19 protein-coding genes and 1 pseudogene are annotated in these 22,175 nt (G+C 45.0%); 11 read left to right on the top strand and 9 right to left on the bottom strand.

From position 1 onward, the window contains the following. Positions 1 to 85 precede the first annotated feature (85 nt). Together B3143_RS01005 and B3143_RS01000 are read left to right on the top strand one after the other, a co-directional pair. Positions 86 to 520, top strand: a complete 435-nt coding sequence (locus B3143_RS01005) for a hypothetical protein (protein ID WP_286739191.1) — start codon at positions 86 to 88, stop codon at positions 518 to 520. A 19-nt stretch (positions 521 to 539) separates the two neighbouring features. After that, a complete protein-coding gene (locus B3143_RS01000; protein WP_286739188.1) occupies positions 540 to 863 on the top strand; it encodes an ankyrin repeat domain-containing protein in 324 nt (107 codons plus the stop codon). A gap of 59 nt (positions 864 to 922) precedes the next feature. On the opposite strand, the gene B3143_RS00995 is transcribed toward B3143_RS01000, so the two are convergent. Both B3143_RS00995 and B3143_RS00990 read right to left on the bottom strand, forming a co-directional pair. Further along, a complete protein-coding gene (locus B3143_RS00995) occupies positions 923 to 1,474 on the bottom strand; it encodes a type 1 glutamine amidotransferase domain-containing protein (protein ID WP_166137431.1) in 552 nt (183 codons plus the stop codon). A 350-nt stretch (positions 1,475 to 1,824) separates the two neighbouring features. Continuing rightward, positions 1,825 to 2,517 (bottom strand): TIGR04219 family outer membrane beta-barrel protein, encoded by a 693-nt coding sequence (locus tag B3143_RS00990; protein ID WP_286739185.1) that lies wholly within the window; start codon positions 2,515 to 2,517, stop codon positions 1,825 to 1,827. A 130-nt stretch (positions 2,518 to 2,647) separates the two neighbouring features. Between B3143_RS00990 and B3143_RS00985 the strand changes: the two genes are divergently transcribed. From B3143_RS00985 to zupT, 4 genes are all read left to right on the top strand, one after another. Next, entirely contained in the window at positions 2,648 to 4,096 is a 1,449-nt protein-coding gene (locus B3143_RS00985) for an aldehyde dehydrogenase family protein (RefSeq protein ID WP_286739182.1), read from the top strand. 476 nt (positions 4,097 to 4,572) lie between these two features. After that, entirely contained in the window at positions 4,573 to 6,048 is a 1,476-nt protein-coding gene (locus B3143_RS00980; RefSeq protein WP_286739179.1) for a sodium-dependent transporter, read from the top strand. Positions 6,049 to 6,058: 10 nt separating this feature from the next. Next, a complete protein-coding gene (locus tag B3143_RS00975; protein WP_004780392.1) occupies positions 6,059 to 6,169 on the top strand; it encodes a methionine/alanine import family NSS transporter small subunit in 111 nt (36 codons plus the stop codon). Positions 6,170 to 6,252: 83 nt separating this feature from the next. Next, on the top strand, positions 6,253 to 7,068 hold the full coding sequence (gene zupT / locus B3143_RS00970) for a zinc transporter ZupT (protein ID WP_286739177.1): 816 nt from the start codon (positions 6,253 to 6,255) through the stop codon (positions 7,066 to 7,068). 62 nt (positions 7,069 to 7,130) lie between these two features. Here zupT and rsmB read toward each other — a convergent pair whose 3' ends face one another. Both rsmB and fmt read right to left on the bottom strand, forming a co-directional pair. After that, positions 7,131 to 8,435 (bottom strand): 16S rRNA (cytosine(967)-C(5))-methyltransferase RsmB, encoded by a 1,305-nt coding sequence (rsmB, locus tag B3143_RS00965; RefSeq protein WP_286739175.1) that lies wholly within the window; start codon positions 8,433 to 8,435, stop codon positions 7,131 to 7,133. Next, on the bottom strand, positions 8,432 to 9,394 hold the full coding sequence (fmt, locus tag B3143_RS00960) for a methionyl-tRNA formyltransferase (protein WP_180014507.1): 963 nt from the start codon (positions 9,392 to 9,394) through the stop codon (positions 8,432 to 8,434). Before fmt ends, rsmB begins: the two co-directional genes overlap by 4 nt. Before the next feature lie 407 nt (positions 9,395 to 9,801). Here fmt and ilvD (B3143_RS00955) point away from each other — a divergent pair, with 407 nt between their 5' ends. The 5 genes from ilvD (B3143_RS00955) (at position 9,802) to B3143_RS00935 (ending at position 16,143) form a co-directional block, all read left to right on the top strand. Then, the gene (gene ilvD, locus B3143_RS00955; RefSeq protein WP_081402678.1) at positions 9,802 to 11,631 is read left to right on the top strand and encodes a dihydroxy-acid dehydratase; all 1,830 of its coding nucleotides are present in this window, start codon (positions 9,802 to 9,804) and stop codon (positions 11,629 to 11,631) included. A gap of 190 nt (positions 11,632 to 11,821) precedes the next feature. Continuing rightward, a complete protein-coding gene (ilvD, locus tag B3143_RS00950) occupies positions 11,822 to 13,507 on the top strand; it encodes a dihydroxy-acid dehydratase (RefSeq protein ID WP_286739174.1) in 1,686 nt (561 codons plus the stop codon). Between the two features lie 152 nt (positions 13,508 to 13,659). Continuing rightward, entirely contained in the window at positions 13,660 to 14,940 is a 1,281-nt protein-coding gene (locus tag B3143_RS00945) for a hypothetical protein (RefSeq protein WP_208462282.1), read from the top strand. 21 nt (positions 14,941 to 14,961) lie between these two features. Continuing rightward, a complete protein-coding gene (locus B3143_RS00940) occupies positions 14,962 to 15,249 on the top strand; it encodes a chorismate mutase (protein WP_004780403.1) in 288 nt (95 codons plus the stop codon). Between the two features lie 156 nt (positions 15,250 to 15,405). Next, complete coding sequence (locus B3143_RS00935; RefSeq protein ID WP_286739172.1) at positions 15,406 to 16,143, top strand: sulfite exporter TauE/SafE family protein; 738 nt, start codon at positions 15,406 to 15,408, stop codon at positions 16,141 to 16,143. On the opposite strand, the gene B3143_RS00930 is transcribed toward B3143_RS00935, so the two are convergent. The 5 genes and pseudogenes from B3143_RS00930 to B3143_RS00910 form a co-directional block, all read right to left on the bottom strand. After that, the gene (locus B3143_RS00930; RefSeq protein WP_286739194.1) at positions 16,140 to 17,045 is read right to left on the bottom strand and encodes a LysR family transcriptional regulator; all 906 of its coding nucleotides are present in this window, start codon (positions 17,043 to 17,045) and stop codon (positions 16,140 to 16,142) included. The genes B3143_RS00935 and B3143_RS00930 overlap by 4 nt on opposite strands. Positions 17,046 to 17,142: 97 nt before the next feature. After that, positions 17,143 to 18,438 (bottom strand): solute carrier family 23 protein, encoded by a 1,296-nt coding sequence (locus tag B3143_RS00925; RefSeq protein WP_005233183.1) that lies wholly within the window; start codon positions 18,436 to 18,438, stop codon positions 17,143 to 17,145. A 297-nt stretch (positions 18,439 to 18,735) separates the two neighbouring features. Next, positions 18,736 to 21,420: a phosphoenolpyruvate carboxylase gene (gene ppc, locus B3143_RS00920; protein WP_286739171.1), complete on the bottom strand. Its 2,685-nt coding sequence runs from the start codon at positions 21,418 to 21,420 to the stop codon at positions 18,736 to 18,738. A 150-nt stretch (positions 21,421 to 21,570) separates the two neighbouring features. Beyond that, positions 21,571 to 21,957: a TetR/AcrR family transcriptional regulator C-terminal domain-containing protein gene (locus B3143_RS00915; RefSeq protein WP_286739169.1), complete on the bottom strand. Its 387-nt coding sequence runs from the start codon at positions 21,955 to 21,957 to the stop codon at positions 21,571 to 21,573. 2 nt (positions 21,958 to 21,959) lie between these two features. Further along, a pseudogene (locus B3143_RS00910) lies at positions 21,960 to 22,175 on the bottom strand (IS5/IS1182 family transposase); the annotation flags it as partial.

Below are 22,175 nucleotides of genomic sequence, written 5' to 3'. Positions count from 1 at the left end.
GTAAGTGTCAACAGACCCTAGTTATTATGTTGGGGATTTATTAAAAAGAATACATGATGAAAAGAATGATAATAGAAAAATTTTTATGGGTTCGATTTATCCAGAAATTAGTAATATCGTAAACAGGGTAGATACCATTGGTGGGATAGAAGCTATTTCTATTGGTTCACCATTGTTAGGTAGAGAAACTGTAGCAGCATTTGATTCCACTACCAAAGATTATCTAAATTCAATTAAAGATGAATATTGGTTGGGTAAATATCAAGAGATACAAGGTAGTGTTTATAAACTATATCCAAACAGTAATATGGTTGGTATCCGTAGAGCTGGTGGAAGCACAGTTACAATTTGGTTGAGACCTGAAGATTTTGCAAAAATTAGATACCTAAAAGCATCAGATCCATTTTTTATTTTTAAAGGTCGTCCTAAATATAAATTAGGTATAGAAACTAAGAAAATTACTGAGTTTGAAGCAGATGAAATCGAGTATATTGGTAATGAGCTAATAGAAAAGATTTAACTGGTATAAGGAAGGAATTATGAAACTCGACTCATTCTCTCCAATCCCTGAAGATGATGAAGAACTTCATCTTCCTGAACTGGTGTACTGGGCCTCAATCGGCGACGTTGAGCAGGTCGAGCAGGGCTTACAGGAAGGTCTGGACGTCAACTCTGCCGATGAAGAAGGCTATAGCGCTTTGCAGGCTGCGGCTGAAAATGATCATCTCGAAGTAGTCAAACTCTTGGTCAGCAAAGGTGCAGATGTCGATCATCACAGTACCTATACCGCTTTGGAACTGGCAGAAATGGCCGGTAATAAAGATATAGTGGCTTATCTAAAAAGCCTGAAAGGCGGCATTTAAATAAAATAGATCAAGAAAATAAAAAAGCCTCCAGATGGAGGCTTTTTTATAGTATGAACTTAGGCAACATCGCCTTCCAGTTCTTTTAAGATAGCGTCATTGAAAGCAGGAATGTCATCCGGATTACGTGAAGTAATCAGTACCCAGTCGCCAGTATTGCAACGGTGAACTTGTTCATCGACCCATTTACCACCGGCATTTTCCAGATCCAGTTTGAGGCTCTTGTACGAAGTCAGGTTTTTATCCTTAATTCGCTGTGCATCAATCAGAACCCATGGCGCATGACAGATTGCGGCAATTGGTTTTTGCTGATCAGCAAAATGCTGCACGATTTTCTGGGCAGATTCATTAATTCTTAAAGTATCTGCATTCACAGTGCCACCAGGAACAACCAAGAGATCATAATCATCCAGTGTGACATGATCAAAACTGGTATCAGGCGTATATGAGGTAGCAGCTTTAGTATCGCCTTTTACAGTCGCCACCTCTTCATTTTTTTCTGCCGCATGAATCACTTCAAATCCTTTGGATTTTAGAAAATTTAGAGGCTCGACCAGTTCATCATGTTCAACGCCTTGGTTTGAAGTAATAAAGAGGACCTTTTTTACCATGATTGCTGTTCCCAAAAAATGTGAGGATTTTCAGATTAACAACAAAGTGATTCTTACAATGTTGGATTTTTAGCTCGGAACTGTTAAACAATGCTAAGAATTTATAGATAAAAAAAGCCCCAACATCCTGTTGGGGCTTTTTTCGTATCTCGTGTCTAGGTATAACTCCTGTCGTACCTCACGTCCTGGTGCACTACTTTATTCTTCTTGTTTTTAGGTATTTGAGCTTCCTGCTCTGTATATTTGTAGAATAGTCTGAACCTGAAAGCTGGCATAGACGTCGATGACATCTATCTTTGTACGTCTGGGCTTACAGGGTGAAGACCAATTTTCATAAGTCATTATATTCCTTAGAAGTGTATATCTAAGCCGATATAAGGACCTTTAAATTCCAGTTCCAAATCTGGCGCATTATTTTGTTCGGCATCAATATTCATGATGCGATAGCCGACTTTAGCCCCTACATCGACCAGCAGGTTATCAATAAAGTCATATTGCAGTTCAGCCTGAACATCAGTCTTTTTAATATCGCTACCATGACTGTAAACCGCTTCAGCTTTAGCACTCATGCCAGTAAATGGCAGTTTTACCCCAGCTGTAGCATAGAGTAATGGACTGTATTCATCTAGATCGTACTGAGTCAGGGCACCTGCATTCAGATTTCTGACTGTACCATCCAGATTGGTCAGACCAGCACCGATATCAGCATGCACAATGGTATCCAGCAGTTCGTAATACAGAATATAGTCGATATTATTAAGTTCGATATCGGCAGCATTCAGCGGGGTGCTTTGTTCGCTATTATTGTCCAGACTCACATATTTGATTTTGGCATTTGGCAGTAGTGGTACTGGATGTTCAAATGCAACCGACAGTTGTGCTGTACCTTGGCGATCCAGGTCCTGTTTGCCGGCATTGGCAGACTGGCTATAACCGTCAAAATTCCAGTAGCTGGCATCTGCTTTAAGACCAATCACATCCGCATGGCCTATGCTGCTCAGTCCTAATCCTAGTAATAATGCAGTGAATAATTGTGTACGCATTTCTAATTTTCCTTACGCTTTCTTTAAATTGAGCGATTTTGTTACCTAAATACATCTTCTTAAACGTAATCAGTAAGTGCATGATATAGGTAATTTCTAAAATGTATATGCTAATGTGAAGGGCAGAATAATGGGATCAACAGCAGCACAATATCATCAAGACTATCCATTATATGTGGCAGGACAGCCGATACAAACGGGTGAATGGCTGGAGGTCAAACATAAATATAGTCAGGAGCTTTATGCTCGTGTCGCGCTGGCAGATGCTAAAACTTTAGAAAAGGCGATTCAGTCTGCGACTCAGGCAGAAGCAGAAATGGCAGCATTGGAACCTTTCCAGAAACAGAAAATTCTGCTGCATTGTGTGAAGCGGTTTAATGAAATCCGTGAAGAACTGACTGAAATCCTGATTGCGGAAGGTGGCAAGCCACGTAAAGCAGCCGGTGCAGAAGTAGAGCGTCTGATCAATACTTTCCAGATTGCGGCAGATGCGGTCACCCAGATGGATCAGGGCCGTATTTTGCCTCTGGCAGTCACCGCTGCAGCTTCAGGTTATCAGGGCATGGTGAAACAGGTACCGATTGGCGCTGTTTCCCTGATTAGTCCGTTTAACTTTCCATTAAATCTGACCGCACATAAAATTGCACCGGCAATTGCTGCAGGTTGTCCATTCGTGTTGAAACCGGCGAGTCTGACTCCGGTTTCAGCCTTAAAAATTGCCGAGATTCTGGCAGAAACTGATTTACCGAAGAATGCCTTCTCAGTTCTGCCTTGTCCACGTGATTTGGCGGATGTACTGGTCACAGATGACCGTTTTAAATTGTTGAGCTTTACCGGTTCCGATGTCGTGGGCTGGGATATGAAAGCTCGTGCCGGCCGCAAAAAAGTCACACTGGAACTCGGTGGCAATGCCGCAGTGATGATTGAGCCAGATACTGAACTCAGTGAACAGCTGATTGACCGTCTGATTGGTGGTGCTTATGGTCATGCAGGGCAGGTGTGTATCAGTGTGCAACGTATTCTGGTGCATCAGGATATTTTTGAAGAGCTGAAAGACAAGCTGGTTCAAAAACTGCAACATCTGAAAGCCGGTGATCCAGATCTGGAAACAACTTTGCTGGGGCCAATGATCAAGGAAGCTGAAGCTAAACGTTTGCATCGCTGGATGGAAGATGCCGTAGCGCAAGGTGCCAATGTACTGACTGGTGGTGAAGTGAAGGGTGCGATGTTTGAACCGATTCTGTTGGAAAAGGTAGATCATCAACTGGAAATTTACCGTAATGAAGTTTTCGGTCCGGTCGCCATTATTGAAGCTTATAGCGATTTTGAATCAGGAATTGCCTGTATTAATAGCAGTCGTTTTGGTCTGCAAGCCGGCATCTATACCCAGAATCTACAGAAGATGATGTATGCCTGGGATCATCTACATGTGGGTGGTGTGATTATCAATGATATTCCGTCATTCCGTGTTGATAATATGCCGTATGGTGGTGTAAAGGATTCGGGATTAGGGCGTGAAGGCATCCAGTCTGCAATTCGTGACATGCAGGAAGAACGCATACTGGTAATTAAAGCCTGAATAATGATTTAAATTTTAAGTGTTCAGATCATGCGTACATTTGCTCATGATCTGAGTTTTTAAAGTTCAGCTATTCAATAAGAAGAGAACAGGAATAATTTTTATAACTCATCAAGATATACTTAAAAAACAATATATTCCTAAAAGTTAATTCACTTATAACTTAATAAATCAAGCTAAGCCTGGAGAAATATTGAACGGTTGAACAAGATATATTATAAAAAATTAATATTAGGAGCAGAATTTACACAAATCATACTTAAAACTCAGTATTGTTAAATCCATATACACGGACAGTGTGGGCAAGATGCTTTATCCAGGATTTGACATGCTAGACCGTTGGCTGATTTAGAAGCTGAAGCTCACAAGGCAAAGCTCCAATTGAAGCACCCAGAATTATTTTTATTGGTACTTTTTTTGCTCGCGCGATAACCATAATAAGCAGCATCTAAAGAGACCTAAGGTTTAGGTGTTCTATGACAGATACTCGAGAGAATTGGTCGGCACGATCAGGATTTATTATTGCAGCGATTGGCTCTGCAGTAGGGTTAGGGAATATTTGGCGCTTTCCATACGTTGCCTATGAAAATGGCGGAGGTGCATTCCTGATTCCTTATTTGATTGCGATTTTTGCAGCAGGTTTACCTCTATTATTTTTAGATTATGCAGTCGGACATAAGTTCCGCAAAGCACCACCGATGGCCTATAAAAAACTCATGAATGCAGAATCTCTGGGTTGGTGGCAGGTCATGGTGACCCTAATCATCGGGATTTATTATGCCAGCGTCCTGTCTTGGGCCGGCAGCTATATGATTTATTCCTTTGGACAGCAATGGGGCACAGATACTCAAGCCTTTTTCTTCAATAGCTACCTGCAAAATGGTGAGGGCCTGACCTTCGGTTTCGTCCCTGTACTGTTCTTTGGTCTGGTGATCGTTTGGGCAGCCGTGATGCTGATTCTTTACGGTGGGGTACGCCGTGGGGTGGAACTGGCGAATAAAATATTCATGCCTTTGCTGGTAATATTATTCACGATTCTGGTGATTCAGGCGGTACGTTTACCGGGTGCAGTCGATGGCTTAAATGCCTTCTTTACCCCAAACTGGGAAGCCATGACCAATTATAAAGTCTGGCTGGCTGCATTTGGTCACATCTTCTTCTCACTTTCAGTGGGTTTCGGGATTATGTTGACCTATGCCTCTTACCTGAAACGTAAAACTAACCTGACCGGTTCAGGTGTCGTGGTAGCATTGGCTAACTCGTCTTTTGAAATCCTGGCAGGTATTGGGGTTTTTGCAGCACTTGGTTTTATGGCGTTCAGTTCAGGTGCGAAGGTTGAAGATGTGGTATCTGGTGGTATCGGTCTGGCCTTTATTGCCTTCCCGAAAATCATTTCCAGCTTAGGTGCAGGTGGTGACCTGTTCGGCTTCCTGTTCTTCGGTTCATTAACAGTGGCAGGTATTACCTCCATGGTGAGTATCCTGCAGGTGCCAATTGCGGCATTCCAGGACAAGCTGGGCTGGTCGAAGAACAAGTCAGTGACGATTATTGCGGGTGGTTCAGCAGTTGTATCTACCTTAATGTTCTCGACTCATAGTGCCATTACCTTTGTCGATATCATTGACTACTTCGCTAACAACATTGGTATTGTGGGTGGTGGTCTGTTCTCGATTATTTTATTATCCTGGTTCCGTCGTCCATTGATGAAACAGCTGGAAACACATGTGAACGAGTTTGCCAGCGTGAAACTTGGTGCCAGCTGGAAGTTCATGCTGACAGTGATCACGCCTTTATCATTATTGCTGGCATTGGGCTTAACCCTGAAATCAATCATGGCAGAAGGTTATGGTGATTATCCTGCAAGTACGTTATGGATGATTGGTGGGGGCACGATTGCATTCTTTATTCTGGGTGCCATTTTGTTCAGTCTAGTGAAAGATCGTCATAGTTAGGAGAACGAATATGAATACATCTGCATTGATTATGATGATTTTCTCCATGGTTTTATTATGGGGTGGTCTGGCACTGGCTGTCATGCATCTGGCAAAAAATCCAGAAGAACCAGAAGACTAAAAATCTTCACATAAACACATTGTTGCTGTAAATGAAAGTCATTATCATCTCTGGTGATAATGACTTTTTTAATGGGCAGACTTATGGGAATTGCTCCCGTTACTGATGCGCAGGTCTATACTGCTTTTGCAGTGACATTTTTGGCAGGTCTGGCTACCCTAGTAGGTGGGGGACTGGTGCTGTTCTTGAAAAAACCGAATTACCGGGTTTTAGCCTTTGGACTGGCCTTTGCTGCGGGAGCAATGATCTATGTCTCGCTCACAGAAATTTTAAATAAATCTATTAGTTCTTTTAGCCTGGCTTTTGATGAGAAATCTGGTTTTGCTTATGGCACCTTTGCCTTTTTATTGGGTGTGGTACTGGTTTTACTATTGGACCGATTCGTTCCTAATCCGCATGAAACCATTGAGGCTCAATCGAAACAGGATCTGAGTCAGCCGCAACTGCTAAGAACCGGTCTGCTGACATTATTTGCGATTAGTGCACATAACCTGCCAGAAGGATTGGCAACTTTTTTTGCGACGCTGGAAAGCCCTGCACTCGGTGCATCATTGGCGGTTGCCATTGCAATTCATAATGTGCCTGAAGGTGTCGCAATTGCATTACCGGTCTATGGTGCAACAGGCCGTAAAGACTATGCACTTGTGGCCAGTCTGGTTTCAGGCCTTGCTGAACCTCTGGGCGCTGCGCTGGGTTATTTCATTCTGGCGCCGTATATGAGTCATACCATTTATGGCATGGTGTTTGGGATTATCGGTGGGGTGATGGTTTATCTGGCACTGGATGAACTCTTGCCGACTGCAAAACGTTTTTCTAAAGGTCATGAAACCGTTTATGGTCTGGTCAGTGGGATGGCGGCACTGGCGACCAGTCTAGTGATTTTTAAATTTGTACAATAAGAATTTCAAATCAAAACAATAAAAAAGGCAGCCGAAGCTACCTTTTCTTTTAGCAACCTAATTTAAGCTGTCTTTTCAATCCGGCAATAGAAAAAGCCATCGCCTTGACCGGTTTTAGGTAGCAGCTGACGACCATGGATCTGTTCAATGCCCCAATCGGCTTCGATTTTGATTTCCTTAGCATCCGTATGTTTGCTAAAGAAATCAACCATCTGCTGTTCATTTTCCGCTTTGAGAATTGAGCAGGTGATATAGACCAAGGTGCCGCCGACTTTCAGTTGCTGCCACATATTTTCCAGAATCTGCTTTTGCAGCTCTACCGTCTGAGTAATATCGGTTGAATGACGTAACAGACGAATATCTGGATGGCGACGCATTACACCGATGGCTGAACATGGCGCATCCAGCACGATACAGTCCGGCTGTTCCGGTGCCTGCCAAGTGATGGCATCTGCGGCTTTAATTTCAACGTGTTCGCCTTCCAGTAACAGGCGTTCAAGATTCTCAGTGACACGCGTTAAACGCTTGGCATCCTGATCAAGAGCGATCAGTTTACGCGGCTGATATTTTTCTAGAATATGCGCCGTTTTACCACCCGGTGCTGCACAGGCATCAATAACATACTTGTCATCCAGATCTGGCAACAAGGTAGCGCAGAGCTGGGCATGTTCATCCTGTACCGAAAAACCGCCGACATCAAAGCCGGGTAAATCAGGTACTTGTACATTGGCATCGAGAATAATCCCAACCTTGGAAATAGTACAGGCGTGGGCCGGAATTTCATGCTCTTCCAGAATTTCCAGATAGTCCTCGCGGCTAACCTGACGTTCATTTACGCGCAAAGTAAGTGGAGCAATCTGTTTCAGTTCATGACTCAGTTCAGTAAGCTGTTCTGGCCAGTCTTTTTTCAGACGTTTAAATAGCCAGCTTGGCAAACCATGAGCCTGATCCAGTGCTGCCTGAAATTCAGATGTTTCACGTGAAACACGGCGCAGGATAGCATTGACTACACCACTTAAAGCCTGATAACCAAGTTGCTTTACTGCAGTCACGGTTTCAGAAATGGCAGCATGCGGCGCAATCCGGGTTTCCAGTAACTGGTATAGGCCGACATAGAGACAGGTTTCGACCGTGTCATTATTTAAAGGCTTCACCAGTAGAGGCAAGGTAATACTTTTAAGCGCATACCATTGACGCAAAGTACCCAACACCAGTTCATGGAACAGGGCACGGTCACGGTCTGCCACTTTCTTTAAATGCAGCGGCAAAATGCTAGCCAGAGATTGTCCTTGCTGTACAGCAAGTAAGGTACGAATCACTTGGGCACGCAAGTTAAGGTGAGATGTGCCTGATTCAGAATGACTCATGCCAATAATTGTCCTACATGTAATTTTTGGGTCTGGTTAATTTGTACCGGATTGAGCGGTTTGCCGCCCGGCCATTGCAGTGAAGTGAGACACACTGCTTTTTCATCACCACAGGCTACATGCACACCCTGTTTATCAATCGCCAGAATCGTGCCAGCGGCATGACAGTGTGCATTTTTTTCTGAGAGTACCGAACCCCAAACCCGCAGGTTGTTATTTTCATCCAGAGGGATAAAAGCCACCGGCCAAGGATTAAAGGCACGGATATTACGGTCAATATTAGAGGCAGTACAGCTCCAGTCAATTCGGGCTTCTGCTTTAGACAGCTTATGAGCATAGACGGTAAGTTCTTCGTCCTGCACTTCCCGGGCAGCTAAATACTGTTGTAATTTTTCTTCAGATTCCAGTACTGCTACAATCGCTTCCGCACCTTGCGCAGCCAGTTTATCGTGCAGGCTGGCTGAGGTATCTTCTGCAGTAATAGGACATAAGGTTTTATACATCATGTCACCGGTATCCAGCCCGGCAGCCATTTTCATGATGGTCACGCCAGTTTCGTGATCACCTGTTGCAATTGCACGTTGGATCGGCGCAGCACCACGCCAGCGTGGCAGCAGTGAACCATGAATATTCAGGCAACCATATTTAGGCGTATCCAGAACCACTTGCGGCAAAATCAGACCATAGGCAGCTACAACCATCACATCAGCATCCAACGCTTTTAACTCAGCCTGAGCTGCCAGACCTTCTTCTGTTGAAGACTTGAAATGAAGTGGCTGATATACCGGAATGTCATGTTCAAGCGCCAGCTGTTTCACGGCAGAAGCGGTAAGTTTTTGACCACGACCGGCTTTACGATCCGGCTGAGTATAGACCGCCACAATTTCATGATCGGTTTTGAGAAGCGCAGCCAATGCAGTTGCTGCAAATTCTGGTGTGCCTGCAAATATGATTTTCACACATGAAATTCCAAATAAACTTGGCAGCTATTATAAGCTAAAAGCCAAATGGCCGCCTAATCTACAATGCACTTAACTGTTACAGCGATTATAGATTCCTACTTTTAATTAAATTTTATATAAAAAAAACTCATGCAAATTCTAAAAATTATTCATGAAAGTTTTGTATTGTCCGATCCATGATGGCGGTATAGTAGCTTTATTAAGAGATTTTTATTGTCAGCTCACCGAGACCTCTCTATAGACATTTTTGTCTGCATCTACAACGAATAGGTCATCTTGTAAAACAATGGCTTGTAGTATGATAGGTCTAACATTCGACTGATTTAAGCTCATTGTCAGTATGATCTAGCCAGAGTGAACCTTTTTCGGTTCATTTCAAGCTCAAACTTTGTTGGAAATATAAAATGCCTGACTATCGTTCAAAAACATCGACACACGGAAGAAACATGGCGGGTGCGCGTGGCTTATGGCGCGCAACTGGGATGAAGGATGAAGACTTCGGTAAACCGATTATTGCAGTGGTGAACTCATTCACCCAGTTTGTACCGGGTCATGTTCACCTTAAAGATCTAGGCCAGCTCGTGGCACGTCAGATTGAACAGGCAGGCGGTGTAGCAAAAGAATTCAATACCATTGCTGTAGATGACGGCATCGCGATGGGTCATGACGGTATGCTGTATTCACTGCCTTCACGCGACCTGATTGCTGACTCGGTAGAATATATGGTCAGCGCACACTGTGCCGATGCCATGGTGTGTATCTCGAACTGTGACAAGATCACTCCGGGGATGTTGATGGCGGCAATGCGTCTGAACATTCCGGTAGTATTCGTGTCTGGCGGTCCGATGGAAGCGGGTAAAGTAAAAATCCGTGGTAATGACAAAGCCATCGACCTGATCGATGCGATGATCGTCGCTGCAGATGATAACTATACTGACGAAGAAGTTGCTGAATATGAACGTTCTGCATGCCCGACCTGTGGTTCATGTTCAGGAATGTTCACTGCGAACTCAATGAACTGCTTGACTGAAGCATTGGGTCTGTCACTTCCAGGTAACGGTTCAACTTTGGCAACTCATGCGAACCGTAAAAAACTGTTCGAACGTGCAGGTTCTCTCATTGTTGAACTGGCAAAACGCCATTATGAACAGGATGATTATAGCGTATTGCCACGTTCAATGGTGACTAAAGCTTCGTATGAAAATGCCATGACTTTGGATATCGCAATGGGTGGTTCAACCAATACTGTTCTGCACTTATTAGCTGCTGCAAACGAAGCGGGTGTGGACTTCACCATGGATGATATTGACCGTCTGTCTCGTAAAGTACCAGTGCTTTGTAAGGTTGCTCCTGCGAAGAATGACGTGCATATGGAAGATGTGCACCGTGCCGGCGGGATCATGTCGATTCTCGGCGAACTGGATCGTGCAGGCCTGTTAGATACCTCTGTCGGTACGGTGCACGAAGCAACACTTAAAGATGCTTTAGATAAATGGGACATCATCCGTACTGAAGATGAAGAAGTATATAAATTCTTTAAATCAGCACCAGGCGGTGTACCGACTCAAACTGCATTCTCACAAGATCGTTACTACTCACGTCTGGACGGCGACCGTGAAAATGGTGTGATCCGTAATGCAGAACATGCTTTCTCTAAAGACGGTGGTCTAGCTGTACTTTATGGCAACATCGCACTTGATGGCTGTATCGTCAAAACTGCCGGTGTAGATGAATCAATCCTGAAATTTAACGGGACTGCACGTGTATTTGAAAGCCAGGATTCTGCGGTAGACGCGATTCTGGGTGGTAAAATCACAGCAGGTGATGTGGTTGTGATTCGTTATGAAGGTCCACGTGGTGGCCCTGGTATGCAGGAAATGCTATATCCAACCAGCTACCTGAAATCTAAAGGTCTTGGTAAAGAGTGCGCACTTCTGACTGACGGCCGTTTCTCTGGTGGTTCTTCAGGTCTGTCGATTGGTCACGTATCACCAGAAGCTGCAGAAGGTGGTGCAATTGGTCTGGTTGAAGATGGCGACCGTATCGAAATCGATATTCCAAACCGTACCATTCACCTGGCTGTGGATGATGCGACTATGGCCGCTCGTCGTGCTGCTCAAGATGAAAAAGGCTGGCATCCAGTAGAAGACCGTCCACGTAAGATTTCTAAAGCTTTGAAGGCCTATGCAATGCATACCACAAGTGCGGCAAAAGGCGCGGTACGTGAAATCTAAGCTGTAAATTTTATAGCGCAAAAAAGCATTCCAGAAGGGGTGCTTTTTTTATTCTTGATAATCGCACTGCCTCAAATAACCGAATCAGATACACAGAGTCTTACTTTTATCTAAAGATCGCTTTCTATACAATCGAATAAAACCTAGACAGCTTTTAGGCTTCACAAGAATTACATCCAGGACGAATAAAATGAGTAAAGACAATATCCGAGAACATTCTGCTCCCGTCTATGAAGGCATCGAAAATGCACCGGCCCGTTCCATGATGCGTGCCACCGGTTTTCAGGATGAAGACTTTACTCGTCCGTTTATCGGGATCGCGTCGACCTGGGCCAATGTGACCCCTTGTAATATGCATATTGATGGCCTGGCACGTACAGTCGAGCAGGGCCTGAATGCTGCCGGTGGTAAGGGGATTATCTTCAATACCATCACTATTTCCGACGGGATCTCCAACGGAACTGAAGGGATGAAATACTCCTTGCTGTCGCGTGAAATTATTGCCGATTCGATTGAAGCGGTGGTCGGTTGTCAGGCCTATGATGGCGTGATTGCGATTGGGGGCTGTGACAAAAATATGCCGGGCTGCATCATGGGCTTGGCACGTTTAAACCGTCCAGGTCTGTTTATTTATGGTGGCACCATCAAGCCGGGTGAAGGGCATACCGACATGATTTCGGTATTTGAAGCGGTGGGTCAGCATGCCAAAGGCAAAATTAATGCGATTCAGGTGAAACATATTGAAGAAGTGTCTTTGCCAGGGCCGGGTTCTTGTGGGGGGATGTATACCGCCAATTCTATGGCTTCTGCGATTGAAGCTCTCGGCATGAGCCTGCCAGGCTCATCCGCACAGGAAGCGGTGTCTGAAGACAAGCAGATTGACTGTGCCCGTGCTGGTGAAGCAGTGATGAATCTGCTCCGTCTGGATATCAAGCCACGTGACATTATGACCAAAGCGGCTTTTGAAAACTCAATTAAGGTATTGATTGCGTTGGGTGGATCAACCAATGGAGTGCTGCATCTGTTAGCCATGGCGCATACAGCGGGTGTTGAGCTGAGCCTAGATGACTTTGTACGAATTGGTAAAGAAATTCCTGTCGTGGCCGATGTCCGTCCATCCGGTAAATATCTAATGTCCGAACTGATTGCCATTGGCGGGATTCAGCCATTGATGAAACGCATGCTGGATGCTGGCATGCTAGATGGTTCCTGTCTGACTGTGACCGGAAAAACACTGGCAGAAAACCTGGCCGATGTAAAAGATTATCCAGAAGGTCAGCAGATTATTTTGCCATTCGACCAACCTGTGAAAAAAGACTCGCATCTGATCATTATGAAAGGCAACCTGTCACCGAATGGCGCAGTCGCCAAAATTACCGGTAAGGAAGGTCTATATTTCAAAGGACCGGCACGGGTGTTTGAAGGCGAACAGGGCGCGATGCGCGGGATTCTGGATGGCGAAGTTCAGCCAGGTGAAGTGGTCGTGATTCGCGGTGTTGGTCCTAAAGGTGGACCGGGCATGCCGGAAATGCTGAAACCGACTTCTGCTATTATTGGTAAAGGTCTGGGGGATTCAGTCGCACTGATTACTGATGGCCGTTTCTCAGGCGGAAGTCATGGTTTTGTGATTGGTCATGTCACACCGGAAGCCTATGAGGGTGGCCCGATTGGTCTGGTGCAAAATGGCGATGAAATTTCCATTAATGCGGAAACCCGTGAAATGACCTGGCATATTTCGGATGAAGAGCTTGCTGCACGTCAGGCGGCCTGGGTGAAACCGAAACCAAATTATACCCACGGGGCACTGGCGAAATTCGCCAAACTGACTTCTGGGGCGGAGACCGGGGCTGTGACTGACCTAAATCTTGAAATCTAAAGTCCTAGAAAACATTGAACATTTGTTGCTGACTTGATATAAGTTTTGCACAAGACTTATATCAGGTCATAAACATCCTCATAATAGGATGTTGAATAAAACGATCCTGCTGGCAAGGGCTGGCATGACAAAATCTTTTCGAGGCACCTCTCATGTCCCTGCTACGCCGTTGGTTTGATCCAATCCGATCGAGTTGGTTTTACCAGAAACCAGTTCGTCAAACGGTGTTATCTATTGAAGATGGCTTGAGCATCCATTTAAGACTGGATGATGTTTATAGTTATCTGGCGGTACAACAGTTACCGCAACTGGAAGAAATTCTCAGTCCGGAACTGAAGCCACTCAAAGTCATCATTTCAGATCAGCGGGCTGAGCCGCCTAATCAGATGTCTTTTGATGAATGGCAGCACTATTGTCTGAATGATGCCAAAATTTTATCTAAACAGCATCGTTTCAGCTTTCATGAGACCCCAGAATTACCGACAGCTGAAGCCTTAAAGCAGGCAGAAACCATCCTGAGAAATACACCGTTACGCGGACAGGATTTTCTGTATTTGCTAGAAGATGTCTTTCATATGCTCTGGCAAAAACAGAACGGAAAATTACGCACCTTATATGCGATGGCTAGCCGTCATCATGCGCCGCAGAATTTTCCGGAACGTATTTTTGAGCATAGTCCGATTCTGGCCAGCTATTTCCAGTTTGGCGGACGCCAGTATCAGGCGGTAGATGACTTGTTACGTCTGACCCGTCGCCTGAAACAGCAGAGATTACTGACCGGCAACCCGATTTTCCTGATCAATCATATTGAATGGCGCGAGCATCTGATCAGTGATGCCGAAGAGCTGAATGAAATCCAGTCCATGAACCCAGAGCTAGACCTGTATATCGCTCTGGAAGATCCGATTTCCTGGTTGTTACTGGCTTATATCAAGGAAGAGCTGGCTGATTTTTATAATATCCAGTTGAATGTCTATCCGTTGTCTTATCAGGAACGCGACTGGTTTGACTGGAGTCTGGCGACGCGCTTATCCAAGCGGACTGAAGTCAAATTTACCCCATTCTGCCGGCCAACCGAGCAGGCCGTGATGCCGATGGCGCAATTGTTTTATAGCTGTCCGGAAGAGCAGCGGATTGAAGCCATGTACCAGATTCTGGAAGCGGTCTGGACTCGTGGTTATGATCTGTCTTATGCAGCGCATTTCAAGCGTATGCAGCAGGAACTGAATATTACTGAACTGACCCAGGAAGACGTTCTGGCCAAGTTGCAGGAAAATGACACCTTATGTGAAATGAAGTCCCAGCCGAATTTACCGGTGCTGGAACTACGTATTGATGGGCAAAGTTATACATTTAATAGCTTATATCGTGTCTGGATGATTGAAAGTATTTTCAGTAATGTGTTAGAAGAAAAGTATAAGAGTGATAACTAAACTGAAAGTGACTGAATAAACATGGAAAAAATCAAAGCTGAATCATTACAACATGCACGTCAACAGATCGATGCCATTGATACAGCTTTAGTCGAGCTGATCGCTGCGCGTCAATTTTATGTTGATCAAACCACCCGTTTTAAAAAAACTGAAACTGATCTGCAATCACCGGAGCGTATGGAGCAGATTGTGGAAAATGTCAAAGCCTTGGCACAACAGCAGGGTGTGGATCAGGCGTTTATTGAACATTTGTACCGGGAAATGTTCCAGTATTTCATTCAGCGTGAACTGAAAGAATTCCGTCCTTAAATAGTTTTCAAATCCGATTTTTGCTGATGAATCTGATGAGTTTCAGCACGTCCATCTGAGGCCTCAATCTTTACTTGAGGCTTCCTTCTTAAAACCCTGATTTTACTCTATTCGTGATTTCTATAGCATGAGCTTAAATCAATTTAGGGTCATCAGATGACTGCTTTTGTTATTGCTATTTTTGCTCTGGCTGGTCTGATTAAAGGCACCATTGGATTAGGTCTGCCTGCGGTGTCCATGGGTTTGCTGACCATATTTATGAGCCCATTCCAGGCAGCAACTTTACTGATTGTGCCTTCGATGCTGACCAATTTCTGGCAGTTATTTGCTGAAGGTCATGTGCTGAAACTGATTCGCCGTTTCTGGCTATTGTTGGCAGGCATTATCCTGGGTTCAGTCTGGAGTATTTTCCCGACCTTAGGTCATTCTGAATTTCATAGTGAAGCCTTACTGGGCGGGATGCTTGCCCTGTATGGCCTATATGGTTTACTGGCGAAACGGATGCCAGATCTAAGCCAGCATGAAAAGTGGCTTTCTCCAATTATGGGATATCTCGGGGGTGCCTTGACCGTGGCAACTGGGGTAGTGGTAATCCCAGTCGTGCCTTATTTGCAAACCCTGCATTTAAAACGTGATGATCTGGTTCAGGCCTTAGGATTGGTATTTACCACCTCGACAGTGTGTTTGGCAGTTTTTCTGCACCGAAACCCGGTGGAAGATATGCCGATTGATTATGCCATGTCAGCGATTGCACTGATTCCAGCCTTGATCGGGATGTGGTTCGGCAAAAAAATCCGTTCCCGTATCCCTGAACAGAAATTCCGGACAGTATTTTTTATCGGCCTGATTGCCTTAGGCAGCTATATGATGCTGCATCAATTCGGCTGGATTTAATTCAGGATTTTTTGTACATCCGCAGAAATGAGGAACTGGCTAAAGTGCTGATAGGCCGTGCTCAGTTCATCAAAGTTCTTTGCAGCTAACAATAACTTGCGGTTGGCCCAATCTCCCGTCAGCTGGATTTGCTGAAATGCATAGAGCTCGGCCAAACGTTGTGCAGCACGTTTTGGCATGATCGCGATCCCTACACCATTGGCCACAACCTGAGCAATGGCGGCAAAATTCGGTAAGCGCAAGCGGTATTGAATCTCACAATTCAGCAAGCGAGCCTGGGTTTCAATCGACTGCTGCAAAGAGTGATATTGCATCAGACCAACAAAGGGATAATTCAGACAGTCTGCTAATGTTAATGCCTGGTTCGTTGCCAGATCATGCTGTTCAGGGCAGATCAGCACCAAAGGATCATCTGAAAATTCCAGAGTCTGTAATTGTGACGCAGGAAAAAAGCTGGAAATGAGTCCCAGCTTGGCAGTACCACTCGCCAAAGCTGCAATGATGTCATTGCTCTCTGCTTCTTTGAGGTCAATCTGGATATTTGGGTTATTTACCAGATATTTTGGCAATAATAGGGGAAGGTACTCACTTTGTGCTGAAGAGTTACACCATAAGCTGATATTGGAATTGAGTCCTTCACTAAAGCCGGCCATGGCTTGAGACAACTGTTGTCCCTGTTGCAACAGGGCTTGGGCATGTTCAGCAAAGACCTGTCCCGCAAAAGTCATTTTTACCCCAGCAGAATGGCGGCTGAACAGACTGACCTGATATTGCTGTTCCAGCTTTTTAATCCGCTCACTGGCTGCCTGTAAGGAAATGGAAGAGCGTTCAGCACCTTTGGTCAGACTACCTGTGTCGACTATATTGAGAAAAAGACGTAAATCAAAAAAATCCAGACGCATCGGCAGGATGCTCATATAAAAGATCAGGCCTATTTAAACAATTCTTACGATATAAAAAAAGCAGCCTGGAGGCTGCTTGAAAATATAAGTCTTCGAATTATTTTTTATCGACCAGGCTAAAGAACCAGTTCAGGAATAACGCAGCAAAGGTCGCTGTACCAATTCCACCTAGGTTAAAGTTACCGAAGGTCAGAGCAAAGTCACCCGTACCCAGAATAATCGTTACTGCTGCCACCATCAGGTTTTTGTTCTGTGAAAAATCGACTTTATTTTCGATCCAGATTTTCGCACCGGCAATAGTAATCAGACCAAAGACCACAATTGAGGCGCCGGTTAAAATCGCTGTTGGAATGGTATGAATAATCGCACCAAATTTCGGCGATAAACCTAGGAATACCGCAAATACACCGGCAACAGCAAAGATAATCGTCGAGTAAACCCGGGTAACGGCCATCACACCAATATTTTCACCATAGGTAGTCATACCCGGTGCGCCCACACCACCTGCCAAGGTAGTTGCAATACCGTCCGCTACAAAGGCTTTACCGATATGCGGATCCAGATTTTCACCGGTCATGGCACCTACGGCTTTAATATGTCCCAAGTTTTCTGCAATCAGAATCAGGGCAATAGGCGCAATGATCAGCATGGCATTGGTATCAAATACTGGCGCATGGAAGCTCGGAACACCAAACCAGCCAGCTTGCTGAATGGGCGCAAAATCAATTGCAGTCCCATAGCCCATTACATTACTTAAAATGTAGTAAATGAAGTAAGCCAGCAATAAACCGATCAAGAGCAATAAACGCTGTACCAGACCTTTGGTAAACACCGCAATGGAACCCATACACAGGACGGTCACCAGTGACATCCACATATTAAAGGTATTGCCCATGACGTTTTTCACAGTCACAGGGGCCAGGTTCAGACCAATAATCATCACCACCGCACCGGTCACTACAGGCGGCATCAATTTTTCAATCCAGCGGGTTCCTGTTGCCATGACCAGAACACCCATCAAGGCATAAAGCACACCACAGGCAATAATCCCGCCAGCGGCGACACCAATATTTGGATTTAGTCCGCCAGCACCTGCATAACCGGTTGCCGCAATCACTACCCCAATGAACGCAAAGCTTGAACCCAGATAACTTGGTACACGACCACCCGTGATCAGGAAGAACAGGATGGTACAGATCCCCGACATTAAAATGGCCAGATTGGGATCAAAACCCATTAGAAATGGCGCCAGTACCGTCGCACCGAACATGGCAAAGGCATGTTGTACCCCCAAGATCAGGGTCTGGGCAGGCGGTAAATACTCTGCGGTACCTACTGGTCGTGCATCGATACTACCCTCATAAGGGCGCCACTTGGGAAACCAATTGGACATAAAATGAGCACTCAAAAGATAAATTGTGCACATCATACTCTTGTTTTTTAGAAGATTTAATCACTGAAACAAAATTTTTGTTCAAATTAATTCTATGACTTTATTTGAGATTTTACCGTGCGGTAAAAGTTTTTTAAATCAAAACTAAAGTTAAATCAGTGGATTAATTCCCGGACAATTCATATTCAACTTCTATAAGTAATTTTAATTTGATATATAAATAAAGCTTTTTTGGCTATTGACTGATCAATAAAAAAGCACATCGTGTAGATGTGCTTTAAATGGAAGAGAAAAAAATCAACCGGTATTTCGTAAACCGGCGGCAATGCCGGCAATACTCACCATCAGGGCATGATCGACCGGAGTGTGTTCAGCCTGCTGCTGTTCCAGATATAACCGACGACGTTTCATCAGTTCGGCTTGTAGTAAATGGAGCGGTAACAGATAAGGTTTACGCACGGTCATGGACTGATCCAAGACGCCATTACTGCTGAGCAGTTTTGATTCCCCTTTTAAGGTTAATAAGGTCTGAATAGCATCCTGCAAGCGTTGACGCAGTTCCGTCCCGAGTTCTTTCAGATCTTCATCCTGAGTCAGATGCGATTCGTAATAGAGCGCGACATTGCTGTCTGCTTTGGAGAGTACCATTTCAAGCATATCAATCAAGGTCTGAAAATAAGGCCATTCAGTTAGCATCTCATCCAGAATCGTACGTTGCCCTTGATCCAGTACCTCATTTAATGCGGCACCAGTACCCAGCCAAGCCGGTAACATCAGACGAATTTGAGTCCAGGCAAAAACCCAAGGAATGGCACGCAAAGATTCAATTCCACCGCTGACCTTACGTTTGGCTGGACGTGAACCAAGTGGCAGCATTTGCAGTTCCAGTTCTGGGGTCACGGTACGCAGGTATTTCACGAAATGTGGATTTTCACGTACCGTCTGACGATAGACCTGTACCGACAGATCGGTCATCTTATGCATCAGATCACGCCATTCCGGTTTCGGTTCAGGTGGCGGTAATAAAGTCGCTTCCAATGTCGCCGCAGTATAAATCTCGAGATTTTGTAGCGCGATTTCTTCCAGACCGAATTTAAAGCGAATCATCTCGCCCTGTTCAGTCACCCGGATGGCCCCTGAAATCGAACCCGGCGGTTGCGAGAACAAGGCTTGCTGGGTGGGTGCACCACCACGGCTGATCGAGCCGCCACGACCATGGAACAGGGTCAGCTGGATACCATGCTGTTTGGCGACTGCGGTCAGTTCTTCCTGTGCACGGTACTGTGCCCAGTTGGCTGACATAAAGCCGGCATCTTTGGCCGAATCCGAATAACCAATCATGACCTCGTGCTTGCCCTGAATATGCTGCTTGTACCAGTGCATATTAAAGAGTGTCGACATGGTGTCAGCAGCGCCGTCGAGATCTTTTAAGGTTTCAAATAAAGGCACTACCCGTAAAGGCTGTTTAATCCCGGCTTCTTTTTGCAGCAGCAAGACGGCCAGCACATCACTTGGGTATTCGGCCATGGAAATAATATAGGCACCCAGAGACTCACTTGGCTGTTCGGCCAATGTGCGCATGGTGGTAAACACTTCCTGTACATCTGGATGTTCAATCAGGCTACCCGCTGGTTCATTCAGGTGTTTAGGTAGTAGAGGCCGTTTACTTTGCAGTTCCTGCAACAGGAAGTTTTGACGGGCCTGTTCAGTCCAGGTTTCGAAATTACCCAGACCCAGATATTCAGTAATGGCTGAAATGGCCTGACGATGACGACCGGATTCCTGACGGATATCCAGTTTGAGGAGTTCAATTCCGAAACAGTTCACCCGGTAAATCAGGTCCAGCAGACTGCTATTGGCAAGTTCTGCCAGATTGCATGCCATCAATGAGCGATAACAGATCAGTAAAGGTTTTAATAACTCATCTTTACTTTTAATCACCCGACTATCATCCGCATCTTTGCCATGTAGTTTTTCGGCCAGCCAAGCCCGGGTAATTTTTAGACGTTCACGGATATCGCGTAAATATTCACGGTACGGTTCAGGATGTTGATGGCCTAACGCCTGTGTAATTTCATCACTGCATTGCTGAATAGAAAGTTCCCAGCGCAGGTTTTCAATATCACGCAGATAAAGATCAGCTGCTTTCCAGCGTGACAACCACAATACTTCCTGAGTCACATTATGCGTCACATTCGGGTTGCCATCCCTGTCGCCACCCATCCAGGAAGCGAAACGTACCGGAGCAACATCTAGCGGCAAAGTTTGGCCACATTGTTCCTCAACCATGCCGTTCAGTTCACGAATGAATTTGGGTACAGCATTCCAGAGGGTCTGTTCGATTGTCGTAAAGCCCCATTTGGCTTCATCCACCGGGGTTGGGCGATGTTGACGGATTTCGTCCGTTTGCCAGGCAGAACTGATGAGCTGTTTTAAGTCAGCCAAGACCGCCTGACGTTCACGCGGGGTCAGTTTCTGCTGGTCAAATTTGGACAGGGCATTATTGATGCCATCATATTTCTGGATCAGGGTGCGTCGGCTGACTTCTGTTGGATGTGCGGTCAGCACCAGTTCAATCTTTAATTCACAGATTTGCTGATATAAGGTTTCTGCAGAAATTTCTTGCTGTTTGAATTTCTCAAATAAAGGCACCAGAGGATTTGGAGATTCTGTAGTTTCCTCAAATTCGCTTTGACGGCGACGACGTACCACATGGTACTGTTCGGCAATATTGGCAAAGTTTAAGAAATGAGTGAAGGCACGGGTCAATGGCAGGATTTCATGATCTTCTAAAGTCAGGAATAATTGTTCCAGCTGTTTTTCTGCTTCAACCTGTCCATCGCGAGCACCTTTCGATAAGGCCCGAATTTGCTCGACCTGATTAAACAAATCTTGCCCCGCATGTAACTTCAGGGTTTCTCCCAGTAGATTACCCAGTAAACGTACGTCTTCGCGTAGAGGTGCCTCAATCTGTTGAACCATTTTTTATATCCCTCCGATTCTTCCTTTGACTATACCCCGACTGCATGACAATCCAAGTCTTTTGCAGACAAAAGTTGAATATCATTTGTTGATAATTGAATGAATTTTAGTCCTTACGCTGTTGCAAGGATCCGGCCAGATAAAAGAAATTTAACGGGAAATCGCATATTTCAGTATAAAGAGCTCAATGGCCTGCTGAATGATCTGATGACGTTGTTGCATGTCGGGTAGCGGACTTAAGCCCAATAAGACTTTGTGATGCCGCATACCTAATAGTAAGGACACTATCAGTTCGGTCTGATGTTGCGGATCATCAGTCTGGATAAATTGATGTTGCTGTGCCTGCTCAAAGAAATCATGCCAGGCCTGATTCAGCTTGATATGTGAGGCTGTATAAAAACGTTCCGCCAACGGATTTTTTTCATAGGCCAGTTGCATGATGAGCAGGTCCAGTTTGAGAGCTTCCGGCAGATTGGCAATATTGAATGGCTTTGTTGCACAAAGATTTGAAAGGCAAAGCGCCCCTAATTGAGCCAAATTTAAGGCGTAACTTGGGTAAGTGGTCGACCTAATTCCGTAAATCTGTTGAGGACTGCTACACGTGCATGAACCTCATTGACTTGGCTATCAAAGCTCCTTGCACTGAGTTTATCTCCTAATAATTTGATGCAGTGCATTTTAGTCTCAACCAAACTTCGGCGATGATAGCCTGACCATTTTTTCCATAGTGTCCTACCTAAACGTTTAATTGTTCG

Origin of the sequence: Acinetobacter sp. UBA1496 (assembly GCF_002324975.1) — a bacterium.
GTDB classification, from domain to species: Bacteria; Pseudomonadota; Gammaproteobacteria; order Pseudomonadales; family Moraxellaceae; genus Acinetobacter; species Acinetobacter variabilis.
Note: the sequence above shows the minus strand (reverse complement) of the source record. Positions and strands in the feature narration are given on the sequence as shown.